Origin of the sequence: Leptolyngbya sp. BL0902 (genome assembly GCF_016403105.1) — a bacterium.
GTDB lineage: Bacteria > Cyanobacteriota > Cyanobacteriia > Phormidesmidales > Phormidesmidaceae > Nodosilinea.
Window position 1 is genome coordinate 4,216,952 of record NZ_CP046155.1, and the last position, 21,902, is coordinate 4,238,853.

Annotated in this window: 18 protein-coding genes; 9 read left to right on the forward strand and 9 right to left on the reverse strand. The window is 59.6% G+C overall.

Translation table 11 applies throughout. The features are described 5' to 3' along the window. Positions 1–3: 3 nt before the first annotated feature. Complete coding sequence (locus GFS31_RS18690) at positions 4–618, reverse strand: biotin transporter BioY (RefSeq protein WP_315865625.1); 615 nt, start codon at positions 616–618, stop codon at positions 4–6. A 398-nt stretch (positions 619–1,016) separates the two neighbouring features. Here GFS31_RS18690 and btpA point away from each other — a divergent pair, with 398 nt between their 5' ends. Together btpA and GFS31_RS18700 are read left to right on the forward strand one after the other, a co-directional pair. Next, on the forward strand, positions 1,017–1,862 hold the full coding sequence (btpA, locus tag GFS31_RS18695; RefSeq protein ID WP_198806231.1) for a photosystem I biogenesis protein BtpA: 846 nt from the start codon (positions 1,017–1,019) through the stop codon (positions 1,860–1,862). A gap of 187 nt (positions 1,863–2,049) precedes the next feature. Then, complete coding sequence (locus GFS31_RS18700) at positions 2,050–2,967, forward strand: vitamin K epoxide reductase family protein (protein WP_198806232.1); 918 nt, start codon at positions 2,050–2,052, stop codon at positions 2,965–2,967. Between the two features lie 14 nt (positions 2,968–2,981). Here GFS31_RS18700 and GFS31_RS18705 read toward each other — a convergent pair whose 3' ends face one another. Further along, a complete protein-coding gene (locus GFS31_RS18705; protein ID WP_198806233.1) occupies positions 2,982–3,647 on the reverse strand; it encodes a class I SAM-dependent methyltransferase in 666 nt (221 codons plus the stop codon). A gap of 118 nt (positions 3,648–3,765) precedes the next feature. Here GFS31_RS18705 and GFS31_RS18710 point away from each other — a divergent pair, with 118 nt between their 5' ends. Next, a complete protein-coding gene (locus GFS31_RS18710; RefSeq protein WP_198806234.1) occupies positions 3,766–4,020 on the forward strand; it encodes a MoaD/ThiS family protein in 255 nt (84 codons plus the stop codon). Positions 4,021–4,169: 149 nt separating this feature from the next. Next, a complete protein-coding gene (locus GFS31_RS18715) occupies positions 4,170–4,700 on the forward strand; it encodes a RidA family protein (protein WP_198806235.1) in 531 nt (176 codons plus the stop codon). 85 nt (positions 4,701–4,785) lie between these two features. Here the strand turns inward: GFS31_RS18715 and GFS31_RS18720 are convergent, their stop codons facing one another. After that, positions 4,786–5,838, reverse strand: a complete 1,053-nt coding sequence (locus tag GFS31_RS18720) for a hemolysin family protein (protein WP_198806236.1) — start codon at positions 5,836–5,838, stop codon at positions 4,786–4,788. Between the two features lie 212 nt (positions 5,839–6,050). Here GFS31_RS18720 and GFS31_RS18725 point away from each other — a divergent pair, with 212 nt between their 5' ends. After that, complete coding sequence (locus tag GFS31_RS18725) at positions 6,051–7,934, forward strand: ABC transporter ATP-binding protein (RefSeq protein WP_198806237.1); 1,884 nt, start codon at positions 6,051–6,053, stop codon at positions 7,932–7,934. Positions 7,935–8,005: 71 nt separating this feature from the next. Beyond that, on the forward strand, positions 8,006–9,340 hold the full coding sequence (locus tag GFS31_RS18730; RefSeq protein WP_198806238.1) for a glutamate-5-semialdehyde dehydrogenase: 1,335 nt from the start codon (positions 8,006–8,008) through the stop codon (positions 9,338–9,340). Between the two features lie 329 nt (positions 9,341–9,669). Here the strand turns inward: GFS31_RS18730 and arsS are convergent, their stop codons facing one another. Continuing rightward, positions 9,670–10,815 (reverse strand): arsenosugar biosynthesis radical SAM (seleno)protein ArsS, encoded by a 1,146-nt coding sequence (gene arsS, locus GFS31_RS18735; protein WP_198806239.1) that lies wholly within the window; start codon positions 10,813–10,815, stop codon positions 9,670–9,672. A gap of 161 nt (positions 10,816–10,976) precedes the next feature. Here arsS and GFS31_RS18740 point away from each other — a divergent pair, with 161 nt between their 5' ends. Beyond that, positions 10,977–11,513 (forward strand): hypothetical protein, encoded by a 537-nt coding sequence (locus GFS31_RS18740; RefSeq protein WP_225907502.1) that lies wholly within the window; start codon positions 10,977–10,979, stop codon positions 11,511–11,513. Positions 11,514–11,602: 89 nt separating this feature from the next. On the opposite strand, the gene GFS31_RS18745 is transcribed toward GFS31_RS18740, so the two are convergent. Then, positions 11,603–13,426 (reverse strand): autotransporter outer membrane beta-barrel domain-containing protein, encoded by a 1,824-nt coding sequence (locus GFS31_RS18745; RefSeq protein WP_198806240.1) that lies wholly within the window; start codon positions 13,424–13,426, stop codon positions 11,603–11,605. Positions 13,427–14,129: 703 nt separating this feature from the next. Continuing rightward, complete coding sequence (locus tag GFS31_RS18750; protein ID WP_198806241.1) at positions 14,130–15,431, reverse strand: dihydrolipoamide acetyltransferase family protein; 1,302 nt, start codon at positions 15,429–15,431, stop codon at positions 14,130–14,132. A gap of 323 nt (positions 15,432–15,754) precedes the next feature. Here GFS31_RS18750 and GFS31_RS18755 point away from each other — a divergent pair, with 323 nt between their 5' ends. Then, positions 15,755–16,051: a hypothetical protein gene (locus GFS31_RS18755; protein ID WP_198806242.1), complete on the forward strand. Its 297-nt coding sequence runs from the start codon at positions 15,755–15,757 to the stop codon at positions 16,049–16,051. 1 nt (position 16,052) lies between these two features. Here GFS31_RS18755 and GFS31_RS18760 read toward each other — a convergent pair whose 3' ends face one another. The 3 genes from GFS31_RS18760 to GFS31_RS18770 all read right to left on the reverse strand — a co-directional run bounded on the left by GFS31_RS18760 (position 16,053) and on the right by GFS31_RS18770 (position 20,741). Then, positions 16,053–17,756 (reverse strand): TolC family protein, encoded by a 1,704-nt coding sequence (locus GFS31_RS18760; protein WP_198806243.1) that lies wholly within the window; start codon positions 17,754–17,756, stop codon positions 16,053–16,055. Positions 17,757–18,013: 257 nt separating this feature from the next. Next, positions 18,014–19,423 (reverse strand): TIGR03279 family radical SAM protein, encoded by a 1,410-nt coding sequence (locus GFS31_RS18765; protein ID WP_198806244.1) that lies wholly within the window; start codon positions 19,421–19,423, stop codon positions 18,014–18,016. Between the two features lie 355 nt (positions 19,424–19,778). Beyond that, entirely contained in the window at positions 19,779–20,741 is a 963-nt protein-coding gene (locus GFS31_RS18770) for an undecaprenyl-diphosphate phosphatase (protein WP_317135048.1), read from the reverse strand. Positions 20,742–21,056: 315 nt separating this feature from the next. Here GFS31_RS18770 and GFS31_RS18775 point away from each other — a divergent pair, with 315 nt between their 5' ends. Further along, the gene (locus GFS31_RS18775; RefSeq protein WP_225907503.1) at positions 21,057–21,773 is read left to right on the forward strand and encodes a DUF3120 domain-containing protein; all 717 of its coding nucleotides are present in this window, start codon (positions 21,057–21,059) and stop codon (positions 21,771–21,773) included. The last annotated feature ends 129 nt before the right edge of the window (positions 21,774–21,902 follow it).

Sequence of the window (21,902 nt, forward strand, 5' to 3'; positions counted from 1 at the left end):
GGCTTAATAAAAGAGCAATTGCCGGAGGGCTAAGGACAACACAGACACCGCACAAACCACCACCAGATGACCTGGAAAGGGCAGGACGGAATAGGTCATGACTAAATCCCAGTAGGAGGCGGATACCGCATTCAGCCAGCCTAGCAGGGAAGCGAACGTGAGGTAAACCAGCCCACAGGCGTGGATCATCCCCAGGCCGCAGAGACTACTAACCGCGAGGTTCTCAAGTTTGGGGGGATCTTGAAAGGCTAGATAGCCGCACAGCCAGCCCGCTGGCAGAAAGCCGAGCAAATAGCCAAAGCTGGGCTCACGCACATAGCTGAGGCCGCCGCCCTGGGTAAACACCGGAAACTCGAAGACCCGAAATAGGGCCAACCCCAGCACCAGATAGGCGATCTGTGAAAGCGCCGCCGCATTTTTGCCGCCCACGCAGCCCGTTAGCAGCACCGCCCCCACCTGGAAACTCACGCCCAAGGACATGACGGCTAGCCCCGCTTGGCCCCACACCCAGGGCGGGTTAACGGTAAACGCCTCCATCCAGGTAGCCACAATGGTGAGTACCAGGCCAATTAGTGCCCAGAGTAGTTCAAATGGCGCTAGCACCGCAGACGACTTCACCCCCAATCTACCTCTGCCCAATACCCCTGCATCGTAGCTTACCCCTTGCCCTTCGCAGACCACCTGGCCCATCGCCCGCGCGCTGACCCGTGGGATGGGTAGCCGTGGTGCCGACGCAGCATGCCAGCCTGTCTCTCCGCCTGAACCCCGGCACGGGGCACCGCCTTGGAAAGACCATCGCGCCCGGAAAGGGGGCTTTTTTAGACCTTCAGCGTAGCAGGGTTTGCCGCCGATGGATGCGGATTCTGGCCACCCCATGGTCCCAGGGGCACAATCCGGTTGGGCGTCCGCATCCTTGGTATGCTGGTAAGGTAAATCGGGCCAACGGGATGCTGCGGTGTCTCCGGGTCGTGTTTACGCTGTAGTTGTTACTCTTGCGAGTCCAGGCAAAGACGAACGTGGACTTATTTGAAACCTTTGGAACCGATCACCCCGTCATTGGCGTTGTCCACCTGCTGCCCTTGCCCCAGTCGCCCCGCTGGCAAGGTAGCCTTCAGCAGGTCATCGACCGCGCCGAACAGGAGGCCACGGCCCTAGCCTCAGGGGGAGTTCACGGCCTGATTGTCGAGAATTTTTTTGATGCGCCCTTCACCAAAGGATCCGTCGATCCCGCTGTGGTCAGCGCCATGAGCTTGGTGGTTCATCGCCTGCAAACCCTGGTGACGGTGCCCATTGGCCTCAATGTGCTTCGCAACGATGCCCGTAGCGCCATGGCCATTGCCACCTGTGTGGGGGCCAAGTTCATTCGGGTGAACGTGCTGACGGGGGTGATGGCGACGGATCAGGGCTTGATCGAAGGCTGTGCCCATGACCTATTGCGCTATCGCCGTGAGTTGGGCAGTGAGGTCAAGATCCTCGCCGATGTGCTGGTGAAACACGCCCGCCCCCTAGGCTCCCCCAACCTAACGACGGCGGTGCAGGAAGCCATCCACCGGGGCATGGCCGACGGCATTATTCTATCGGGTTGGGCCACGGGTAGCCCCCCCAGCCTAGAGGACTTAGAACTGGCCAAGGCAGCGGCGGGCAACTGCCCGGTCTTCATCGGCAGCGGGGCTGATTGGGACAACATCGGTACCCTGATGCAGGCGGCGGACGGGGTGATTGTGGCCAGCTCCCTCAAGCGCCACGGCGACATCAACCAGCCCATCGACCCCATTCGGGTAGGACAATTTGTCGATGCCATGGCTGAAGGGTTACAAAACCCTGACCTCAGCCCCACCGTTCCTACCCTAGCGGTCTCCTAAGTCGGGGGGCATCGCCCAGTCGGGGATTCACCCTTTAAGATAGACAACAGGTTCCGGGGCACGGTTGTGGCCTAGATCATGTGGCCTAGCCCTAGATTAGATCCGTCCCGTGAGCTTCGTCTCGCGACATCCCAGTTCGCGAAACACCGTATCACCAAGCCGAATATTGCAGGTTGAGAGAACTCCGATGAGACGACGTCGTCAAGAAAGTCGCTGGATCCATCGCCGCTCCCGTTGGTTATTGGGCGGCATTGCGGCCCTAGGGGCGGTGGAAACGGCCTACCTCACGGTTATGAAATTCATGGGCAGCGACGCCTGTCCGACGGAGGGCTGTGATCGGGTGTTGAATAGCCCCTATGCCACCGTCTTTGGCCTCCCGCTGACGCTGTTTGGCTTCCTGGGCTATGCCGCCATGTTCGCTCTGGCCACCGCTCCCCTCTGGATCACCCCTGACCGCAACAAAGGTCTGCACCAAACCCTAGAGACCAAGACCTGGCCGCTGATCTTTGCCCTGTCCACGGCGATGTTGGCCTTCAGCAGCTACCTGATGGTCATCATGGCCTTTGAAATTCGGGCCTTCTGCCCCTTCTGCGTGGCCTCGGCCCTATTTGCCCTGGCGATGTTTGTGATCACCCTACTAGGGCGGCGCTGGGATGACCTGGGGCAGTTGGCCTTCATCGGCGTCATTGTGGCCACGGTGACGCTGACGGGGGTGATGGCGGTCTACGCTCCCATCCGGGCGGGCGGCGGTGCGGCTACAGCCCAAGGTCAGACTGGCCCGCCGATCACCACGGCCTCTGGCCCCGCTGAAATCGCCCTAGCGCAACACCTGAAAGACAGCGGAGCCGCCATGTATTCAGCCTGGTGGTGCCCCCACTGCCACAGCCAAAAGCAAGCCTTTGGGGCTGAGGCGGTTTCGATTTTGCCCAACGTGGAGTGCGATCCCGAAGGCATCAACCCCCAGCCCGCGCTGTGTCGCTCCAAATCTGGAGTAACGGGCTTTCCCACCTGGGAGATTAACGGCGAGTTTTACCCCGGTGCCCAGCCCCTCAGCCGCTTGGCCGAACTGTCTGGCTACACTGGCCCCACCAACTTCCTGCGCTAGGGGATGCCCTGAGTCTAGGGCCGTTTGAGGGCCAGGGTGAGGCCGTCGGCTAGGGGCAGGAGGCTCAGGACAATGCGCGGGTCGGCGGCGAGGTTGGCATTCAAATCCCGCAGGATTTGGGTACGGCTATCGGTGACGGTGGGATCGGCCACCCGCCCCGACCACAGCACATTGTCAATGGCCATCAGCCCGCCGGGGCGCAGCAGTTGTAAAACCTGCTCGTAGTAGGTGGGGTAGTGGCGCTTGTCGGCGTCAATAAAGGCAAAATCAAAGCTATCCTGCTGTCCTTCGGCGATCAGTTGGGCGAGGGTTTCGGTGGCGGGGCCAAGGCGCAGGTCTATTTTGTGGGCCACTCCGGCCCGCTCCCAGTAGCGCTGGGCGATGGCAGTGTAGTCGGGGTTGACGTCACAGGCCACTAACCGTCCCTCCGGCGGCAGGGCCAGGGCCACCCGCAGGGCGCTATAGCCCGTAAACACCCCTACCTCCAGCGCTTTGGTTGCCCCCATAAGCTGAATCAACAGCGCCATAAACTGCCCCTGCTCCGGCGCAATCTGCATTTGGGCCATGGGGTGCTGGGCCGTTTCCTGGCGCAACTCCTTCAAAAGGTCAGTCTCCTGCACCGAATGGGCGAGGAGGTAGTTGTAGAGATTATCGGTGAGGGCGAGGGTGCGGTTAGACATGGCAGTTGGATGCTTGCAACTCCTGAACGTTTCTGGCTTCTGGCTTCTGGCTTCTGGCTTCTGATTTTAGGCCCCAGTTCAGCCATGATCAGAGTAACGATCATTCAATGGCTTGGCGATGGATTCCATGACTGTGACGGTGAAGCTCTTTTCCATTTACCAGGAAGCCTACGGCGTGCCGGAGGTGGTGTGGGACTTTCCACCCCAAAGCACCGTAGCATCTGTCCTAGACCGAGCCTTGGCCGATCATCCCCGCCTAGAACCCTGGCGCGACAAAACCCGCCTGGGCCTCAACCTTCAGTTCGTCAGCGCCGATACGCCCCTGACCCAGGGGGACGAAGTGGTGCTGATTCCTCCGGTGAGCGGGGGCTGACAACCCCAGGTCTGACCCTACAGCACGTCCCCACAGCGATCCCCCAGGGCAAATTCCCCCGGCGGGGTACCTCACCCGTGGCGGCAGCGGAATTCTTTGGGGTAAGATGCTATCCCCTAGACCCCTAGCAATTTCTCCGAGGTGAGCCGATGGCCCCCCAGCGCGTTTTTTCCGGTACCCCATGGGAAGCCACCGTGGGCTATTGCCGTGCCCTGCGGGTGGGGTCGCAGATTTTTGTCTCCGGCACAGCCCCCAGCGATGGCCAAGGCGGCACCTATGCCCCTGGGGATGGCTACGCCCAAACCCATCGGTGCTTGGCCATCATTGAGGCCGCCCTGGAGGAATTGGGGGCCAGCTTGGCGGACGTGGTGCGAACTCGCCTCTACGTCACGGATCTCGACCAGTGGGAAGCCATTGCCAAGGCCCACCAAGAGCGCTTTGGCGATCATCCCCCGACCAGCACCCTGGTCAAGGTAGCGGGGTTGATCAACCCGGATATGGTGATCGAGATTGAGTCCGAAGCCTACTGTGAACCCGTGGCCCTTGCCGCGCCTCCAGAGGCTCCGGCCATGACGCGGCGGGCGATTCTGGGCCGTCCTATCCAACCCAACACCTATCCCTACGGCAGCACCTACCCGCCCACCACCGCCCAGGATTTAGACGAAGGGTGTTTAGACTAATCCTCGCTGGTAGTTCCTCCCTCCCATGGGGCATCAACGAACAGAAACCGCTGCCTGTAGATCCTGAGACCGTGCCAAGAACAGCCTAGGGTTCGGCGGGCCAGTTAAAACCACGGGACTGCAAGAGCTGGCGCTGGCGCTGGCGGGCGAGGGTTTGCAGGTCGATGCTGCGGTCGGTTTCGTCTACAATTTCCCCGGTCAACACCTCTAGCACGTCCTCCAGGGTGACGACGCCGGAAACGCCGCCATACTCATCCACCACCACGGCCAAATGTTCGCGGGCGGTTTGAAATTCTTGCAGCAGCTTATCGGCCCGCTCGGTTTCGGAGACAAAGCGCACCGGGCGCACCACATCGCGAATCAACTGCTGCCCTCGACCCTGGATGAGAGCCGCCAGCAGATCGTTTTTCATCACCAGGCCCAAAATGTGGTCGATGTCGGTGTCGCTGACCAGGATGCGGCTGTGCTGGGAGTTGAAGATTTTGTCCTGGGCTTCGGCAATGGTGAGATCCCCCGGCAGGTGGGTAAGGGCCACCCGTGGGGTCATGATGTTGATGGATTTGGTGTCGTTGAGGCGAAACACCCGCCGGATCATCTCTGCCTCGTCGGCTTCGATGATGCCCTCTTGGTGGCCGATGGTGGCCATCAGCTTAATTTCGGCTTCGTTGGTGCTGGGGCGCTGGCCAGAGTTGATAAACGGTGCTGTTACCCACTCAAGGGCCATCACAATCGGCGTAAAGAGCCAGGTCATTCCGCGAATGGGCACCGCAATGGCCAGAGCTAGGGGAATAGCATAGCGTTCGCCAAAGATCTTCGGGAAAATCTCGCCAAACAGGATTACCAACAGGGTGAGCGCCGCCGTGAACATTCCCAACAGGGCATCTTGGAAAATCGTCGCGGCCATGCCCCCAATGAAAACGCTGCCCACGATGTTGAACAGGTTGTTGAGAATCACAATGGTGGCGATGGGGCGATTCACCCGCTGACGGATGGCCAGCAGGGCGAGGGCAGCGGGCTTTTGAGTCTCGGCCAGTTGCTGCACCTTGAGGACAGGGATCGACAACAGGGCTACCTCGCTGCTAGAACATAGCGCCGAGCCGACAAGCATCACGAGAATAGCGAGTACCAGACTCAGCATAGGTTCGTTCGGGGCAGACCAATGGAGGACGAAGACACTGTTATGATTTTTCTAATCTTACGCCCTGGGGAGAACAGCACCGCTGTTGGCCGTTGGCCCCAGGGTAGCCCATCTTCCCATCCTTCCCCTAGGGCTAAGGCCCCTGGGGGCCAGTCCTCCGAGACAAAGAAGCCACGATTTCCATGCCTAGGGCCATGTCATCACCACAGCCAATGAGCGATTCTATTCTCGATGTCCGTCACCTGCGGGTGGAGTTTGCGGTGGAGGGCCGGGTTATTCCTGCCGTCAACGATATTTCCTTCCAGGTCAAACGGGGCCAAACCCTGGGCATTGTGGGCGAGTCGGGGTCGGGCAAGTCGGTGACGTCCTTAGCGGTAATGGGCCTAGTGCCCTCGCCACCGGGGCGGGTGGTGGGCGGCGACCTGATCTTTCAGGCCCCCGACACCCCCGCCGTCAACCTCATGGCCCTCAGCGACGATCAGCGCCAAGCCTACCGGGGTGGCCAAATCGCCATGATTTTCCAGGAGCCCATGAGTTCCCTCAATCCGGTGTATACCATTGGGTTTCAAATGGTGGAGGCCATCCGCCAGCACCAAAACCTCAGCCCAGAGGCTGCCCAGCGTCAGGCCATTGAACGCTTGCAGGAGGTGAAGCTGCTGCCCCAGACCGACCAGCACCGGGCCGAGCTGCGCCAAGCCCAGCCCCATCTCTCGGATCAGACGCTCACGGCCCAGATCGAAGCCCAGCAGCAGGCCATGCTCAACCGCTACCCCCACGAACTTTCCGGGGGCCAAATTCAGCGGGTCATGATCGCCATGGCGATTTCCGGCAACCCCGCCCTGCTGATTGCCGACGAACCCACCACCGCCCTAGACGTCACCGTTCAGGCCACGATTTTGGATCTGCTGCGGGAACTGCGGGATCGGCGGGGGATGTCCCTGATGTTTATCACCCACGACCTGGGGATCATCGCCGAAATTGCCGACCAGGTCGCCGTGATGTACCAGGGTAAAATCGTAGAAGCCGGATCGGTGATGGAGATCTTTGCCAACCCCAAACATCCCTACACCAAAGGCCTCTTGGCCTGCCGCCCCCAGCCTGAACAGCGGTTGCGCCGCCTGCCCACCGTGGCCGACTTCATGGGCACCGAGGTGGAGCAGGGGCATCTCACCATCCGCGAGAAGGTGTTGGATGAGACTGCGCGGGCTCAGTTTTCACCGCTGACGGAGGCGGAACTTGATGTCCGTCGGCAAACCCTGGAGGCCAGTCCTCCCCTGCTGAGGGTGGAGCACCTGAAGGTGGGCTATCCTATCCGGGGCGTCTTCGGCAAAACCCAGCGCTATACCCTAGCGGTGAACGACGTATCCTTCCACATCCAAACTGGAGAAACCTTTGGCCTAGTGGGCGAATCGGGCTGCGGCAAGACCACCCTAGGCCGCGCCCTGCTGCGCCTGGTCAACCCCCTCAGCGGCCATATCTGGTTTGAGGGACGCGATGTTCTGGCCCTCAAGCCCCAGGCCCTGCGCACCCTGCGCCGCGATATGCAAATTGTGTTCCAAGATCCCTACAGTTCCCTCGATCCGCGTATGAGTGTGGGAGCCGCCATCGCCGAACCCCTGAAAATCCATGGCGTCGTCAAAAGCCAGCGCAACCAAAAGGAGCGAGTTGCCTACCTGCTCGAACGGGTGGGCCTGCCCGCCGACTGCATGAACCGCTTCCCCCACGAGTTTTCTGGGGGCCAACGCCAGCGGATCTGCATTGCCCGTGCCCTCGCCCTCAACCCCAAATTCATCATCTGCGACGAGTCTGTTTCTGCGCTGGATGTCTCCGTCCAGGCCCAAGTGCTGAACCTGCTGAAGGAACTCCAGGCCGAATTCAATCTCACCTATATTTTCATCTCCCACGACCTCGCAGTTGTGAAGTTCATGAGCGACCGCATCATGGTGATGAACCAAGGCCAGGTCGAAGAAATCGGCCCCGCCGAAGCGGTCTATCGCCAACCCCAAACCGCCTACACCCAAAAGCTGATTCAATCCATCCCCATTGGTAGCCTAGAGCGCATTGAGGAACTACAACAAGGTCGCCTAGTGGCCTAACGGGCTGCGTAAAATAGTCTTCTGCATCCAAGATTTCGTACCCAATACTCTGCCCCTAATCTCTGCCGCCCATGACTGCCTCCCCTGCCGCTCAATCGTCCCACTCCCCACTGCCCACGGCCCACTCCCTCGCGCCCCTGGCCCAGGCCACCCGCCGCGCCGCCCAGCGCCTTGCTACGGCCACCACTGCCGACAAAAATCGCGCCATCGAGGCCATCGCCACCGCCCTAGAGCAACACGAGGCGGCGATTGTGGCGGCGAACCAGGCGGATTGTGAGGCGGCTTTACAGGATCACCTGGCCAAACCCCTCTACGAACGCCTGAAGCTGGACGCCGTGAAGCTGCGGGGAGCCATTACGGGCCTGCGCGATGTGGCCAAGCTGCCCGATCCGGTGGGGACGGTGCAAATCCATCGCGAACTGGATGCGGGGCTGGTGCTGAAGCGGATCACCTGTCCCCTGGGGGTGTTGGGGGTGATTTTTGAATCGCGGCCCGATGCAGTGATGCAGATTTCGGCCTTGGCGGTGAAGTCGGGCAACGGGGTGATTTTGAAGGGCGGCAAGGAGGCGGTGCAGTCCTGTACGGCCCTGGTGGCGGCGATTAAGCAGGGGCTAGAAACGGCGGGGTTCGATCCGGCGGCGGTGCAGTTGCTCACCACCCGCGAAGAAACCCAGGCTATGCTTGCCCTTGACGAATACATCGACCTGATTATTCCCAGGGGTTCCAACGCCTTTGTGCGCTTTGTGCAAAACAACACCCGCATCCCCGTGCTGGGCCACGCGGACGGCATTTGTCATCTCTATATTGATGCCGAAGCCGACCTGGCCAAAGCCGCCCCCATTGCCGTGGATGCCAAAGCCGCCTATCCCTCGGCCTGCAACGCCATCGAAACCCTGCTGATTCACCAGGCCATTGCCGCCACCGCCCTGCCTGCCCTCGCCACTGCCCTACGGGAAGCCGGGGTAGAACTGCGGGGAGACGACCGATCTCGCCAAATCCTGCCCGACCTAATCCCCGCCACCGAGGAAGACTGGGCCACGGAATACAGTGACCTCATCCTCGCCATCAAAGTGGTGGATGATCTAGAAGCCGCCGTCACCCACATCAACACCTACGGCTCTCGCCACACCGACGCCATCGTCACCGAAAACGCCACCACCGCCGCCCAGTTTATGGCCGAGGTGGATGCCGCCGGGGTCTACCACAACTGCTCCACCCGCTTTGCCGATGGCTTCCGCTATGGCTTTGGGGCCGAGGTGGGCATTAGCACCCAAAAAATGCCGCCCCGTGGGCCAGTGGGGCTAGAGGGCCTTGTCACCTACAAATACCAAGTGGTGGGCGATGGCCATGTCTCCACCACCTACAGCGGCCCCAACGCCAAACCCTTCACCCATCGGGATTTGTAAGTTTAGTTGTGTGACGTGTGAGTTGCCTGTTCTAGTGGGTACTCTTGAACAAGTAGAGGCATTGTAATTAAGATGCCTCTGCTATTGCTCAGAGCCTTAAACGCCTACTGAGCCTAGTCGTTTGGTCTGTTTTCCTGGTCGCCTAATCCATAACGCTCTTAACTGCACCATTTTTGGTGTGGCCCTTCAATTTGCCAGGAGAAATTACGATGACCAAAGCTACGCCTCAGAACTACAGCAGTCAGGAAATTACAGGTAAGCCGGGAGCCCTATGGGGGCCTCTTCCCATACCGATGAAACCGACATTCCGCAGGTTGACAGGAGTTAATTTAGGAGGTAGTGCTGGCAGGCCGGAAATCCCATGAGGCGGATGATCTTGCGGTGTTCATCCGAGAGGTTGCTGACCTGCTGGGATAAATCGATGCGCCGCTGTTCGTAGCCGGGTCGTTTACCAGCGCACCACCGCAACTCGAACCACTGCCAGCGGTGCAGCCATAGCAGTAGGGCCGAGTTTGCACCGTTTGCAGTTGATTTAGTCCCTCATCGGTGAGTAGGTCTGCAACGGTGAAGGGCTGGCCGTTGGGCAGGCGGCAGGGCACCCCTTCCATTTGGTTGAAGTCGCAGTCGTAGAGGTTGCCCAGGTAATCGACGGAAAGCTGGTCGCGGCACATGACATTGGCCACGGTGGCGGCATTGTGGTGCTGCGAGAGGAACTGAAGGTAGGGTTCGTAGAGATCCTGGGCGATTAGGGCTTGCTTGACGCGGCCAATGGGCAGGTTGGTGAGGGTATAGAGCTGGTTGAAGGCGATGCCAAAGTGGGCGTGCAGATAGGCGCGATAATCGGCCTCTAGCTTGGCCTGGGATGGGGTGAGGGAGAACTCGGCGGTGCGGGGCACGGGGGGATTGTAGACCAAATCTAACTTTAGGTTGGGGGCTTGGCCATAGCCCAGTTGGTTGAGCCACTGCAAGGCGCGAATGGAGGCGTCGTAGACCCCCGACCCGCGCTGCTGGTTGACGTTTTTCTCTAGATAGCAGGGCATGGATGCCACCACCTGAAGCTGATGGCGGGCGAAATATTCTGGCAGGTCGCCGTAGCCCGGTTCAAAAAAAATCGTCAAATTTGTGCGTACCATCACGGCTTTGCCCGCTGCCCTGGCGGCTTCTACTAGGGGCCGAAAGCCGTAGTTCATTTCTGGTGCACCCCCGGTTAAATCGACCGTAGCAATGGAGGGATAGCGGCGAATCACCTCAATGAGCTGGTTGCATACGGTTTCCGAGAGTTCCTCGGTGCGCTTTGGCCCCGCTTCTACGTGGCAGTGGGTGCAGGCTAGGTTGCAGCGCCGCCCCAGGTTGATTTGCAGCACCGTAATGGGGTGCTTGGTGAGGGGTTGGCCAAGGCGCTGGTCAAAGGGCGTGATGCCGAGGACAGCAGATTCAGCGGCAACGTCGGAAACGGAGGGAGAAGTGGCAACCATGGGCAAGCTCGAAACAACAGACGGCACAGTTTTAACAGAACTATGCCCTATTAGAACCGATTTGACCGAAAAATGCCGGAGCCAAGACTGTCATCGGCGCATCAGCCGCCCTAGGCAGGGCTTGGTAGAATATCGGTGGTCATGAGTCAGCGGCACAGGACATGGCTAAATTTTCCAGACCGTTTTTCCGTCCGTTTTTTCAATCGGCCCCTCGGCAGTCCCGGATCCTCACCCTAGACAGCGGTGCGGTCTACGACTGCCCTGTCTGCCGCCACGGGCACATTGAGGCCATGGCCCTGATGGATGCCTACGCCTGCAACTTCTGCCGCCACATTCTAGAAGCTAATCTCGATCAGCAGACGGTGCATGTGGTGGATGGTGTACAACCCATGGGCTGGCGCTGGCAGGGCTGGCGCTGGCAACCCCTCCACCACCCCGCCGCCGACATCACCCTCACCCTGTGGATTGTGGGCCTTGCCCTAGTTCTGTTCCCCGCTGGTTTGGTGGTGCTGGGCGGCTATATGTTTCCGCCGCTGGATGAGGCGGATCAGGGTCATTGGTCGCTGGTGTGGGCCAGCCTTACCCTCCTTGCCCACACGGCGATGGTGGGCTGGATCATCGCTGAGCATTACCAGTTTCCCTACTACGTGCTGACTAAGGTGCGGGTGCAGCGGCTCTTGGCCCGACTGCCGGGGTAAAGCCCAGGGAGTGTCGCTCCCCGCTAGAGGGCGTTTCCCCTGGGCAGTTCGCCACCGTTGTTGCGCGGTGGCGGTCTAGTTGCCAAGGGTTAGAACCGATGGCGCAGGTTGACGGAGAGACTATTGAGGTTGGCATCAAACCGACCGAGATCGGTGCGGAACAGGATTTGCCCCACGGTATTAGGGCTCAGGTCGGCGCTGACCCCAGCGGTGAGGTCAAACCAGGTGCGGTCAATGTCGTCTATGGGCAGCACAAAGCTGTCTCCACCGCCCACAAAGCGGGCCGTTATCACCGGGGCCGAATAGCCCAGGCGATGATTTAGCCCCAACCCGACAAAGGGCAAGATGTAGCGATCTCCGGTCAAAATGGGGTAGGCCACATTCAAACCCAGGTTGGCAATGGTGGAATTGCTGTTGTAGCCGTCTATCACCGTAGCCCAAGGATCAGCCCCTGTTTCGGTGTAGCCATTCACCCGGTTGCTGACATATCTCAAGCCCAGGGATGGCTCCAGAATGACTCCCCCGGTGGTGAAAAACCAGCCTGTTTCTACCCCAACATTAAATTGGTTGCCGCTGCTAGACCCCAGGGCCGTAAGGGGACTGCCAGGAATGGCAATGGTGCGGCGACTGCTGAAGCTATCAAAGCCGTAGCCGATGAAGCCCGTGGTATAGCCGCCGGAGCCGTAGGTGCCTGTGCCATAGAGGTTGAGGGAGACACTATCGGCATCCGCCGTTGCTAGGTCATTCCGCTGGCTTCCGGTGCTGTAGGCAATAGCGCCCCCCAGCAGAAAGTTAGGATTAAACGTGTAGTCTGCCCCGGCCATGATGACGTATTGATTTACATCAAAGTCTGGCACGCCCTGGGCATTTCCCCAGGCTATATCCCCAGAAATAAACGCTGACCAAGGACGGTGGATCGCGGCGGGGGTGAGGGAGGTTTCCTGGGCCACGGGGGCGACATCGGCGGAGTGTGGCGATGCCGCAGCCTTGAATAAATCCGCAGCCATGGTGGCCATGGGGTAGGCTTCAACCTCCAACCGCAGCGCCTCCCGCACAGCACGGGCTGAATCTGGGGCCGATCCAGAGACAGCGGCAGGGGGCACCCCAGAGAACGGTAGCCCTTCAGCGGTGGCCAAGGCTGAGAGGTTTAGGCCAGACAGATCTAGGCTAGGACGCGCAGCACCCATGGGGGCAGGGTTTTGCAGCATCCGTCTGCGGAGTTGAGTGCGGTCTAGGAGGTACCGAGAGACACTTTCCTGTCCTCGTTGGCTAAGGGATAGGTGGGCTACTGGGGTTTGAGGAATGAGGGACAGCACAACGGCTTCCAACTCCTCCTCCGGTAGGTTCAGGATGGCCTCTCGCTCCTCGGTGGGCAGGGTGTTTAACACCTCAGTAATGGCCTCTTGAAGGGGGATAAGCTCCTCTGGCAAAGAATCATCGTCATCAATGGTCGGTTGATCATCGTCGATAAAGGACACCTGAGACTGTAGCCAAGAGAGAAAGTCGGCCTCGGCCTGCTGTAGTTGGTCAGGTTCGGGAGATTCTTCCGATAGTTCTAGAACCAACCGCCCAAAGCTATTAATTAAAGCCGGATCATTCACCCCTTCTTGAATGACCTGGATGATGGCATCAGAGCCAGCCCTCTGAATAAACTGCCCGAGTAAAGAGTCTGAGGGCGTCTCGGCAGTGAAGGTATTCAAAAATTCAACGGCGCGAGGGCTATCCCAGGGAACAATTTCTAAGTTGGGAACAGGGATACCATCACGGGGCACAAAATACTGGGGACAAGGAGCGGGGAAACGGCTACTACAAAACTGAAGGGGGGGCAGCGTTGAAAGCTGGCCAAAGGCAGGGGCCGCTGCTATACCCACTAGGCCAACCATTACTAAAACCGATGGCAGAGGTCGTTTCATCGTTCGTTACTCCTCAGTAAAACCTAGGTTTAGCTAAAAAATGCACTTCTGCATACCTCTCAAACACTGCGGCCCAGACAGGACAAAATCCATAGACTTCAAAGGATCTCTGGACTTTCCCCTAGGAGAAAACAAAGCCCTCAAGATCTAAATTGCCGTATTTCTAGGCACCTAAAGTTAACCCCTATCTCAGCATCTTGAGGGGCAAGAATTCACTGAAAGGGCCTTTAATTGCTAGAAAGTCTTGGCGGCTGAAATCCCGCTGGCTGACTGCACTATCGCAAAGGGGACACGTTTGATTAAGTTTGAGATCGGTCAGTAAGACTGCCTATATCTTACGGTTGCCGCCTCCTAGACGCGACCATGATTCATTAATCGATCACTAATCTTTACGCTTCGTTGAAAAGGACTGGAATGCCCTAATCACTTCGATCTGGAGGCAAGAGAAACCATCAAAACCTGGCTTCTGATCAGGTGCCTCGACAGCAACTGGAAACGCCACAAAAATGCCCCAGGCAATAGATGACTGGGGCAACCCTGACTAGCTGACCGAAGATTCTGCATCGGGCACGAAACCACGCCCCTACAGCCTTGGGTTCGCGTGGGGGTCAGGTCTCCTGCCCCTCCAGCAGCTATGGGCTCTAGCCAGGTTTGTCCGTCAACCAGGGGGCAAACCGAAGCAGACGGAAGGGATGGCTCAGCCCTATAGCGTCAAGGATTGGGGATTATTTTCAATGACGTCGGCCAGATCCTTGAGGAAGCTGGCGGCATCGGCTCCGTAGATAATTCGGTGGTCGCAGGTGATGTTAACGCGCATCTGTCGCTTCACGCCCATCAGGCCGTCGGCGGTGGCCACCACAGTGGGCTTGGCGGCCCCAATCGCTAGGATGGAACCCTGACCAGGGGGCAGAATGGCGTCGAAGCTATCCACCCCAAACATCCCCAGGTTCGACAGGGTAAAGGTGCCAGAGGTATATTCTTCGGGCTTGAGCTGCTTCACGCGAGAGCGCTCTACCAGATCGCGCCAGGTGCGCGAGAGAGAATAGATGTCTTGCTGGTCGGCGTTTTGCAGCACGGGGGTAATCAATCCGCCGCCCTCCATAGCCACGGCCACAGCCACATTGATGTTGGGGCGGTACTGCAAACCTTGGTCGGTGTAGTAGGCGTTGAGGACGGGATGTTTCTTCAGCGCTACGGCCACGGCCTTGGCCAGCAGCCCAGTCATGGTCACGCCTTTAGATTTGATTTGCTTGTAGAGGGCATCTAGGGCATCGGTGGTGATGGTGTAGCCGACGTGGAAGACGGGTACCGTGAGGCTAGCGTTCATATTCCGCACCACCGACTGTTGCAGGGTGCTGAAGGGCACCAACTGCCCCAGGGGAGCCGTACTAGGGGCGGGAGCTGGGGCAGCGGCCACCACGGGCAGGGGAGCCGGAGCCGGAGCCGCCACCAGGGCCGTCGTGGCGGGGCCAGTGGGGGTGGGGGTTTTCCCTGCGGCCAGTTCTACATCTTGGGCCACAATCCGACCGTGGGGGCCGCTGCCTTGTAGGGTAGCAAGGTCTACCTTGAGGTCTTTGGCTAGCTTGCGGGCACGGGGCGAAATGACGACACGGCCACTGCGAGGGCTAGCAGTGGTTCCGTTTTGGGCTGAAACTGCCGCAGGGGCTTCGGCCACGGCCACGGGAGCAGCGGGAGCAGCAGCGGCCTCACCCCCCATCGTGCTGGCTTTGGCGGCGGCCTGCTGTTTAGCCGCTTCGACCTCGGCCTCCGTTTCAGCAAGGAGGGCAATGGCTTCGCCTACGGGAGCGGTGCCGCCCGCCTCCACCACAATGGCCGCAAGGATGCCTTCATGGAAGGACTCCACATCCATATCCGCCTTGTCCGACTCAACAATCACCACCGTTTCGCCCTTTTCCACCTTGTCGCCCGGAGCTTTTACCCAGGAAACAATTTTGCCTTCGGTCATGGTGGAGCTGAGGGCGGGCATGAAGACTTCGCGAATCATGGGGTGACTTCCGAGACAGCGCTAAAACAACAACGTGGTGGCAAGACCGACTACCTATTCTAGCCCTAAGCGGAATCCATCCCCAACAATCTCCGGCGCAAACCGTTGGGAAATCAGACCCCAGCGGGGAGACGATGGCGATTGGGAAACCAGAACCCATCCGGGCGGCGATGACGATCCCTAGGGATCCCCAAACCTGTCCCCTAGCCCTGCCCTTGGTGGGCCATCGCCCTAGCCATTCAGGGCCGTCTTGAGGAAATCCTTGGGTAAGAACAAGGTGACGGTGGATAATGCCAGAGACCTATGGTGTGACAGAGTGAACGGTGAAATACTTTTTTCTTTCCGATGGTTGGGTGACGGGCCGCGTATGGGAGTTTGGTGGCCTCTGGAATGAGCGGGCTTGGCAGCGCAAACCTCACCTGCGTCGTCTCAACTTGGCGATCCATGAGCAGGGTGAAACCCTATGGCTCTACCAGGTAGAGGAGGCGGTGCTGATGGTGGAGGTCAAACCCGTCGCTGAAAGCGAGTCGGCGTTTAACCAGGTGGTGCTGAAGCGGCTGATGACCGCCGAACAGGTGATCGAGCGGCTCTGTGCCGACTACCCCACCGCTGTCGGCTAGCCTAGCGGGGCAGGGTACTCAGGTTGCTCACGGCCCGCTCTAGACGGGCTAGGGCACGGTTGTACTCTAGCTTGGCCCGAACGAGGTTGCCCTCGGCTTGGGTCAATTCGCTGGTGGCGCTGAGTACTTCGGTTTGGGTGCCCACCCCAGCCTCAAAGCGTAGGTTGGCCAGCCTCAGCGCCTGCTGGGCTTGACTGACGGCGAGGGTGGCGGTGTCAATGTTGGTTTGGTTGGCTTGCAGGGTGTAGTAGGCTTCCTCTACCTGGATGCGGATCAGGTTGCGGGCATTCTCAAACTCAAACTCGTCGATGCGGATATCCAGCTCGCTTTGGGCTGCCCGTGCGCGGGTGCCACCGCCATCGTAAAGCCGCCAAGCTAACTGTGCCCCCATGGCAAAGCCATCGTTGGTGCTCGTGGGCACGCCCTCCGGCGTAATCAGCAGGGCTTGGAAATTGTACTGGGCAAACAGCCCCACGCTGGGCCGGGTGCGGGCGAGGGTGGCCTGTCGCTGGGCCTCGTTAAATTCCCGCTCGACGAGGAACTGCTCTAGTTCGGCTCGGTTCTGGTAGGCCAGCACAATGCTTTCCTCCAGGCTCAGGGGCCAGGTGCCCATCACCTCCACGCCCAGGGTGGTGAGGTTGATGGAGGGGGGGACATTCAGGCGGCGGGCCAGTTGGCGCTGGGCAATGTCGCGCTGGCTTTGGGCTTGGGTAATGTTTTGGCGGGCATTGGCCACCTGCACCTCGGCCCGCAGCACATCAAACCGGGTGCCCACGCCTACTTCCTCCCGCAGCCGGGTAATGCGCAGGTTTTCCTCGGCTTCTTGCAGGAAGGCTTGGTTGATGCGGATTTGCTCACTGGCCTCCTGCACCGCGTAGTAGTCGGTGATGGTATTCAGGCGCAGTTCAACCTGGGCGCGTTCCACCTGAAGCGTCGCTAAGCGCACCTGCTCTTCAGCCACCCGAATACGGGCCGCCCGCTCCCCAGACACCCCCAGGTCATAGTCGGCGCGGATGCCGCTATTGAAGCGGGTGGCGGTGTTGTTCAGCCCTAGGCCAAAGTTGGTTTGATCCGTGACCTCCAGGGTGGCATTGAGGTCGGCGGTGGGCAACCGGAGCGCCTGCTCGGCCCGCAGCCCTTCATAGCTACGCTCAAGCTGAAGCTGGGCGATCCGCAATTCCTCGCTGTTGCGGTAGGCCAGTTCAATGGCGGTTTCTAGGGAAATGGGCTGGGTGCCGACAATTTCCACCTCAGCAGGCTGGGTTTGCAGCCGCAGGGGATTGGGATGGGGCCTGAGGTAGTCCAGATCCAGGTCAGACCGAGGCGCTGTGACCTCGGTAGGCAAGGTAGGGTCGACCAGATTTGTGGGAACGGGTTCGGCTGAATTTGGCTCAGCGGCCTCGGAGGCCGATCCAGCGTCAGGCCGATCCCCCCCCTGGAGAGGCAGGGTGTCTTGGTCAGCAGGCGCAGGGGTTGCCTCTGGATCTAGGGCGAGCAAAGCCCTATCCCCCTGGATCAGATTGAGGGTCGTGGGGTCTCCCTTAGCCGAAGTGGCGGGAGTTTTTGGGGAAGACAAAAGAACAGGAAGGCTAGATCCCGCACTGACCAGGGTCTCAGGCTGGGCCACAGCGGGCAACGTAGGCCAAGCCAGGGCAGCCGCCCCCAAACCAAGACGGATCAAGCGACGACGGCACGAGTCACGCATAAACACCACAGGCCACAGCAACGATAAACATTAACATCGCACTCAAAAAAGAACCGCCGCCAGAACCCCAGGGGTGCTGACCCAGTCCTCCAGTGTTTTAGCATATCGGCACTTGGCCAGACGAGAAAGCCGTTTGCCCCGTGACCTACCCTAGGGTAGAGATCCACGAACACTTGGGGGCCAACCTGGGATTAACGCTGGGGAAATTGGCGATCTACCCTAGGGGCATCCTGTAGGCAAATTGCCTAGATCCAACCCTAGGACGGAGCCCAGTAGCCCACGGCGGGTTGCAGATTAGTGTAGGTTGCCTTGGGCACCACGCCGCAGCAGATTTTCACCAGGGCATCGGTGTCTTCGATGGGCAGAATGGGCACCTTGAACCGCTGCCCTACCTCCGCCACGCTCACGTCATCCAAAAAGAGGGTGTCTTCGGGTTGGCCGCTATCGCTGGGCTTCAGCATCACCGTAGGCAGCAGCAGGGCATCTCCCAGTTCCTTCCCGTCTAGGCCCGCCATCAGGTCTTGCCCGGTCAGCAGTCCGGTGACAGTGAGGTCTCGGCCCCAATAGTCGCTAGCTAGGGCCACGAGCTGCACGGTCAGGTCTTCCACTTGGTTGAGCCGATCCACAATGGGCTGGAAGGCGTGCTCCACGGCATTGCCCACCACCCAGGTGAGGGTGCGGGGCGGGTGAACGGCGTCGGGCAGATAGTTGCTGGCGGAGTCCTCAAACTGGGTGAGGAACTGGCGGATGGAGCCCACGCCGTTGTCCAGTTGGGGATAGTCTTCGTAGTCGTCGGCACTGGGTACTTCTTGGTTGGCCAACAGGTACCATTCATCGGCCAGCCAAGCAAAGCGGGTGCCAAATTGGGCCATAAATTCGGCCTGGAGGGCTTCGACCTGGGCAATGGTGGCGGCGGCTTGGTCGGCGGTGACGGGGGTCAATTCATCCTGGGGCGGGCGGAAGCGGGTCAGCCCCACAGGCACCACGGCCACGGAGGTGACGGCGGGAATATCGCCCTGGTGGAATTTAGCGAGATCCCGCAGGGTGGTTTCGAGGTGGTCGCCATCGTTAATGCCGGGGCAAACGACAACCTGGGCGTGAATTTGCAAGCGCTGGGCTTGGAACCAGGCCAGTTGTTCTAGGATTTGGCCCGCCCGTGGGTTTTTCAGCAGCCGCGACCGCACCTCTGCCTCGGTGGCATGGACGGAGACGTAGAGGGGTGACAGCCGCAGTTGGGCAATGCGCTCCCACTCCTGGGGCAGCAGGTTGGTGAGGGTGAGGTAGCTGCCGTAGAGGAAACTCAGGCGATAGTCGTCGTCTTTGAGGTAGAGGGTGTCGCGCTTGCCGGGGGGCTGCTGGTCGATGAAGCAGAAGGGGCAGGCGTTGTTGCACTGCATCAACCCATCGAACAGAGCGGTTTCAAACTCTAGCCCTAGGTCGGCGTCGATGTCTTTTTCGAGCTCCACCCGATGGGTTTTGCCGTCGCGGTCGAGCACCTCTAGGGTCAGTTCCTCATCGGCGCAGAGAAAGCGGTAGTCGATCAAATCCCTGGGATACTGATCGTTAATGGCGACTAGGGCATCACCGGGCTCAAACCCCAATTCCTCGGCAATGGAGCCAGGTAAAACGCGGGAAATGCGAGCTGGACGAATTGCGGATGCAGCCATGGTGTTAAGGAACCCCCATCAAACAGGATGAAGCCAATCGAGTACGTGCCTTCCACCAGGATAAGGGCTTTGGCGTGGGGCCACCCCCTGGTCAGAACCATTTGTTACTGAGTATGCCCGTCCTCAACAGCACTAACCCAGTTTTGTGGCCAACAATCTGACCCAAGGGCTGAAACCTAAGCCCCTAGGGCAGATTAGCCAAGTAACAATTCCTATCGGTTTAGTGAAGTGAGGGGTCACAAGGATTTGTAAAACGCATTTCGGCTGCGCTCAATGCCCCCGAACCAGGTAGCCAGAGGGTTGAGCGGAGTCGAAACCCAGAGCCAAAATCCAGTTTAAGGGCCGCTGGGTGCCGCTAGATATTCTGCATTCGGCCCGTCACCAGAGCCAGCAAAATGGCGGCCCCAAAGGCGAGGCGGTACCACACAAACACCCAGGTGCTGTGCTGCTTCAGGAAGTTGAGCAACCAAACAATGGAGAGATAGGAGGACACAACGGTGGTCAGCAGCCCCACCAGCAGGGGGATCAGCCCCACATTGCCGAGGCCGTTGTCTAGCAAGCCCTTCAGTTCCACCACTCCCGCCAGGGTAATGGCAGGCACCCCCAGCAAAAAGGAAAACCGCGCCGCCGTCGCCCGTTCCAGGCCCATAAACAGCCCCGCCGTCAGGGTAGACCCCGACCGAGACACGCCGGGAATCAGCGCGAGGGCCTGGGCTAACCCCATCAGCACCCCATCCTTGAGGGTGAGGTGATCAAAGGTGCGCTGCCGCCGCCCCACCCATTCCGCCGCCGCCAGCAGCAGGGCCATGACGATAGACACCACGGCAATGGTGGCGCTACTCCGCAGGGGAGAGTTGTCAAAATCGGGAATGAAGACCTTGATCAGCAGCCCACCCACCACAATCGGCAGGGTGCCCACCAGAATGCCTAGGCCCAGGCGAAAATCCGGCGCATCAAACTTGCGGTCTAGGGTGGCCTGCACCATGCCCACCGTCACCTGGCGCAGATCATCCCAGAAGTACCAGAGAATGGCCGCAATGCTGCCCAACTGAATCACCGCCGTGAAGGCCACCCCCGGATCGCCCCAGCCCAGCACCACCGGGATCATCTTGACGTGGGCGGTGCTACTAATCGGCAAAAATTCTGTCAACCCCTGCACCAGGCCGATCACGATGGCCTGAAAAATGCTCATCGTCTCCATCACCGCTGGATGACCCGCCTGGGCCAAGGGCAAGCTAGACGGGACAGATCCTAGGGATACGACGGATGCGGGGCCTAGGACATGGATGAAGGCCGTGGCTAGAGCCGTTGAAATCATAGGAATTACTCAGTTACTCAGCAATGTACTCAGAAATGACTCAGACAATAGGCGTAACACCAGGGGCGTTGTTGGGCATTGTAAGGGGTAACACGGATAGTCTTCCCTGTCCTGGGCACAGCTTTGCAGAGCCTTAACGGGATGACTAAGCCCCCAGACCTCGGCTAGCCCAGGGGATGCCACCGCCGCCGCCCTCGTTGCCCCAGGGAAAATATTAAGGAAAAGCGTAAACCTGCGGAAATTCTGCCCTGCTCGGCCCATCCCCCCTAGGGGCATGTTATGTTACAACTAGTTAAGTTGCCTCTAAGGTTTCCCTTGAGTCTCTCCCCCGGCCTCACCTCGACCAAAAGCCTATTTCTGTGGCTCTCTGCGGCCCAGGGTTGGCTCAGTCGCTCCCACCAACAGCTACAGGTTTTTGGGGCGGCCATGGGTCTCGTTATTTTACCAGTTTTTTTTCAAGCGCCCTTGGTGCGCTACTTCCCCTGGGTTAGCCTCGCGATGACGCCCCTGTGGCTGTGGCTGGGTGCGGTGCTGATGAAACGCCCCCGCTGGGAGGTGTGGGGTGATTTAATCGTAGGTTTTGGCTGGATTTGGCTAACCGGATCCCTCTACTGGGGCTGGTTTCGCTGGGAGCCCGTCATGCACCTGCCCATCGAAGCCCTGGGGATGCCCATTGCGGTGCTGTGCCTGTATTACGGCACGGGCCGGGTGGGCAGCTACTTTTTCCTAGGTTCCCTCCTCGGTACCGCCATTACTGACCTGTATATCAACTGGATGCACCTGTTTCCGGTGTGGCGGCAGCTCATGGAGGTGGAGCCCGATGTGGCCCCGGTGGTGCTGCGGGCGGCGGCGGTGGCCCTCGAAACCGATGTGGCGGCCTGTCGAGCGGTGGTGCTGGCTATCTTTCTGCTGGTGGCCACGGCCATCGCCCTAGGAACCTCCCGGCAGTTAGCCTGGTGGGCCTTTGGCGGGGCCGTTCTCAGCACCTTGATTGTCGATGGCTTGTTTTTCCTCAGCGCCATGCTGGCCTAGCGTCTATCCCGCGATTCCAACCCTTACCATCAGACCTTTGGCGGCGGTAGGTCGCGATATCATAGACCCTAGACCCTGTGTTGAGAATCGTTTGCTATCGGAGCTAGGGGAAGCACTTAGTTGCACAAT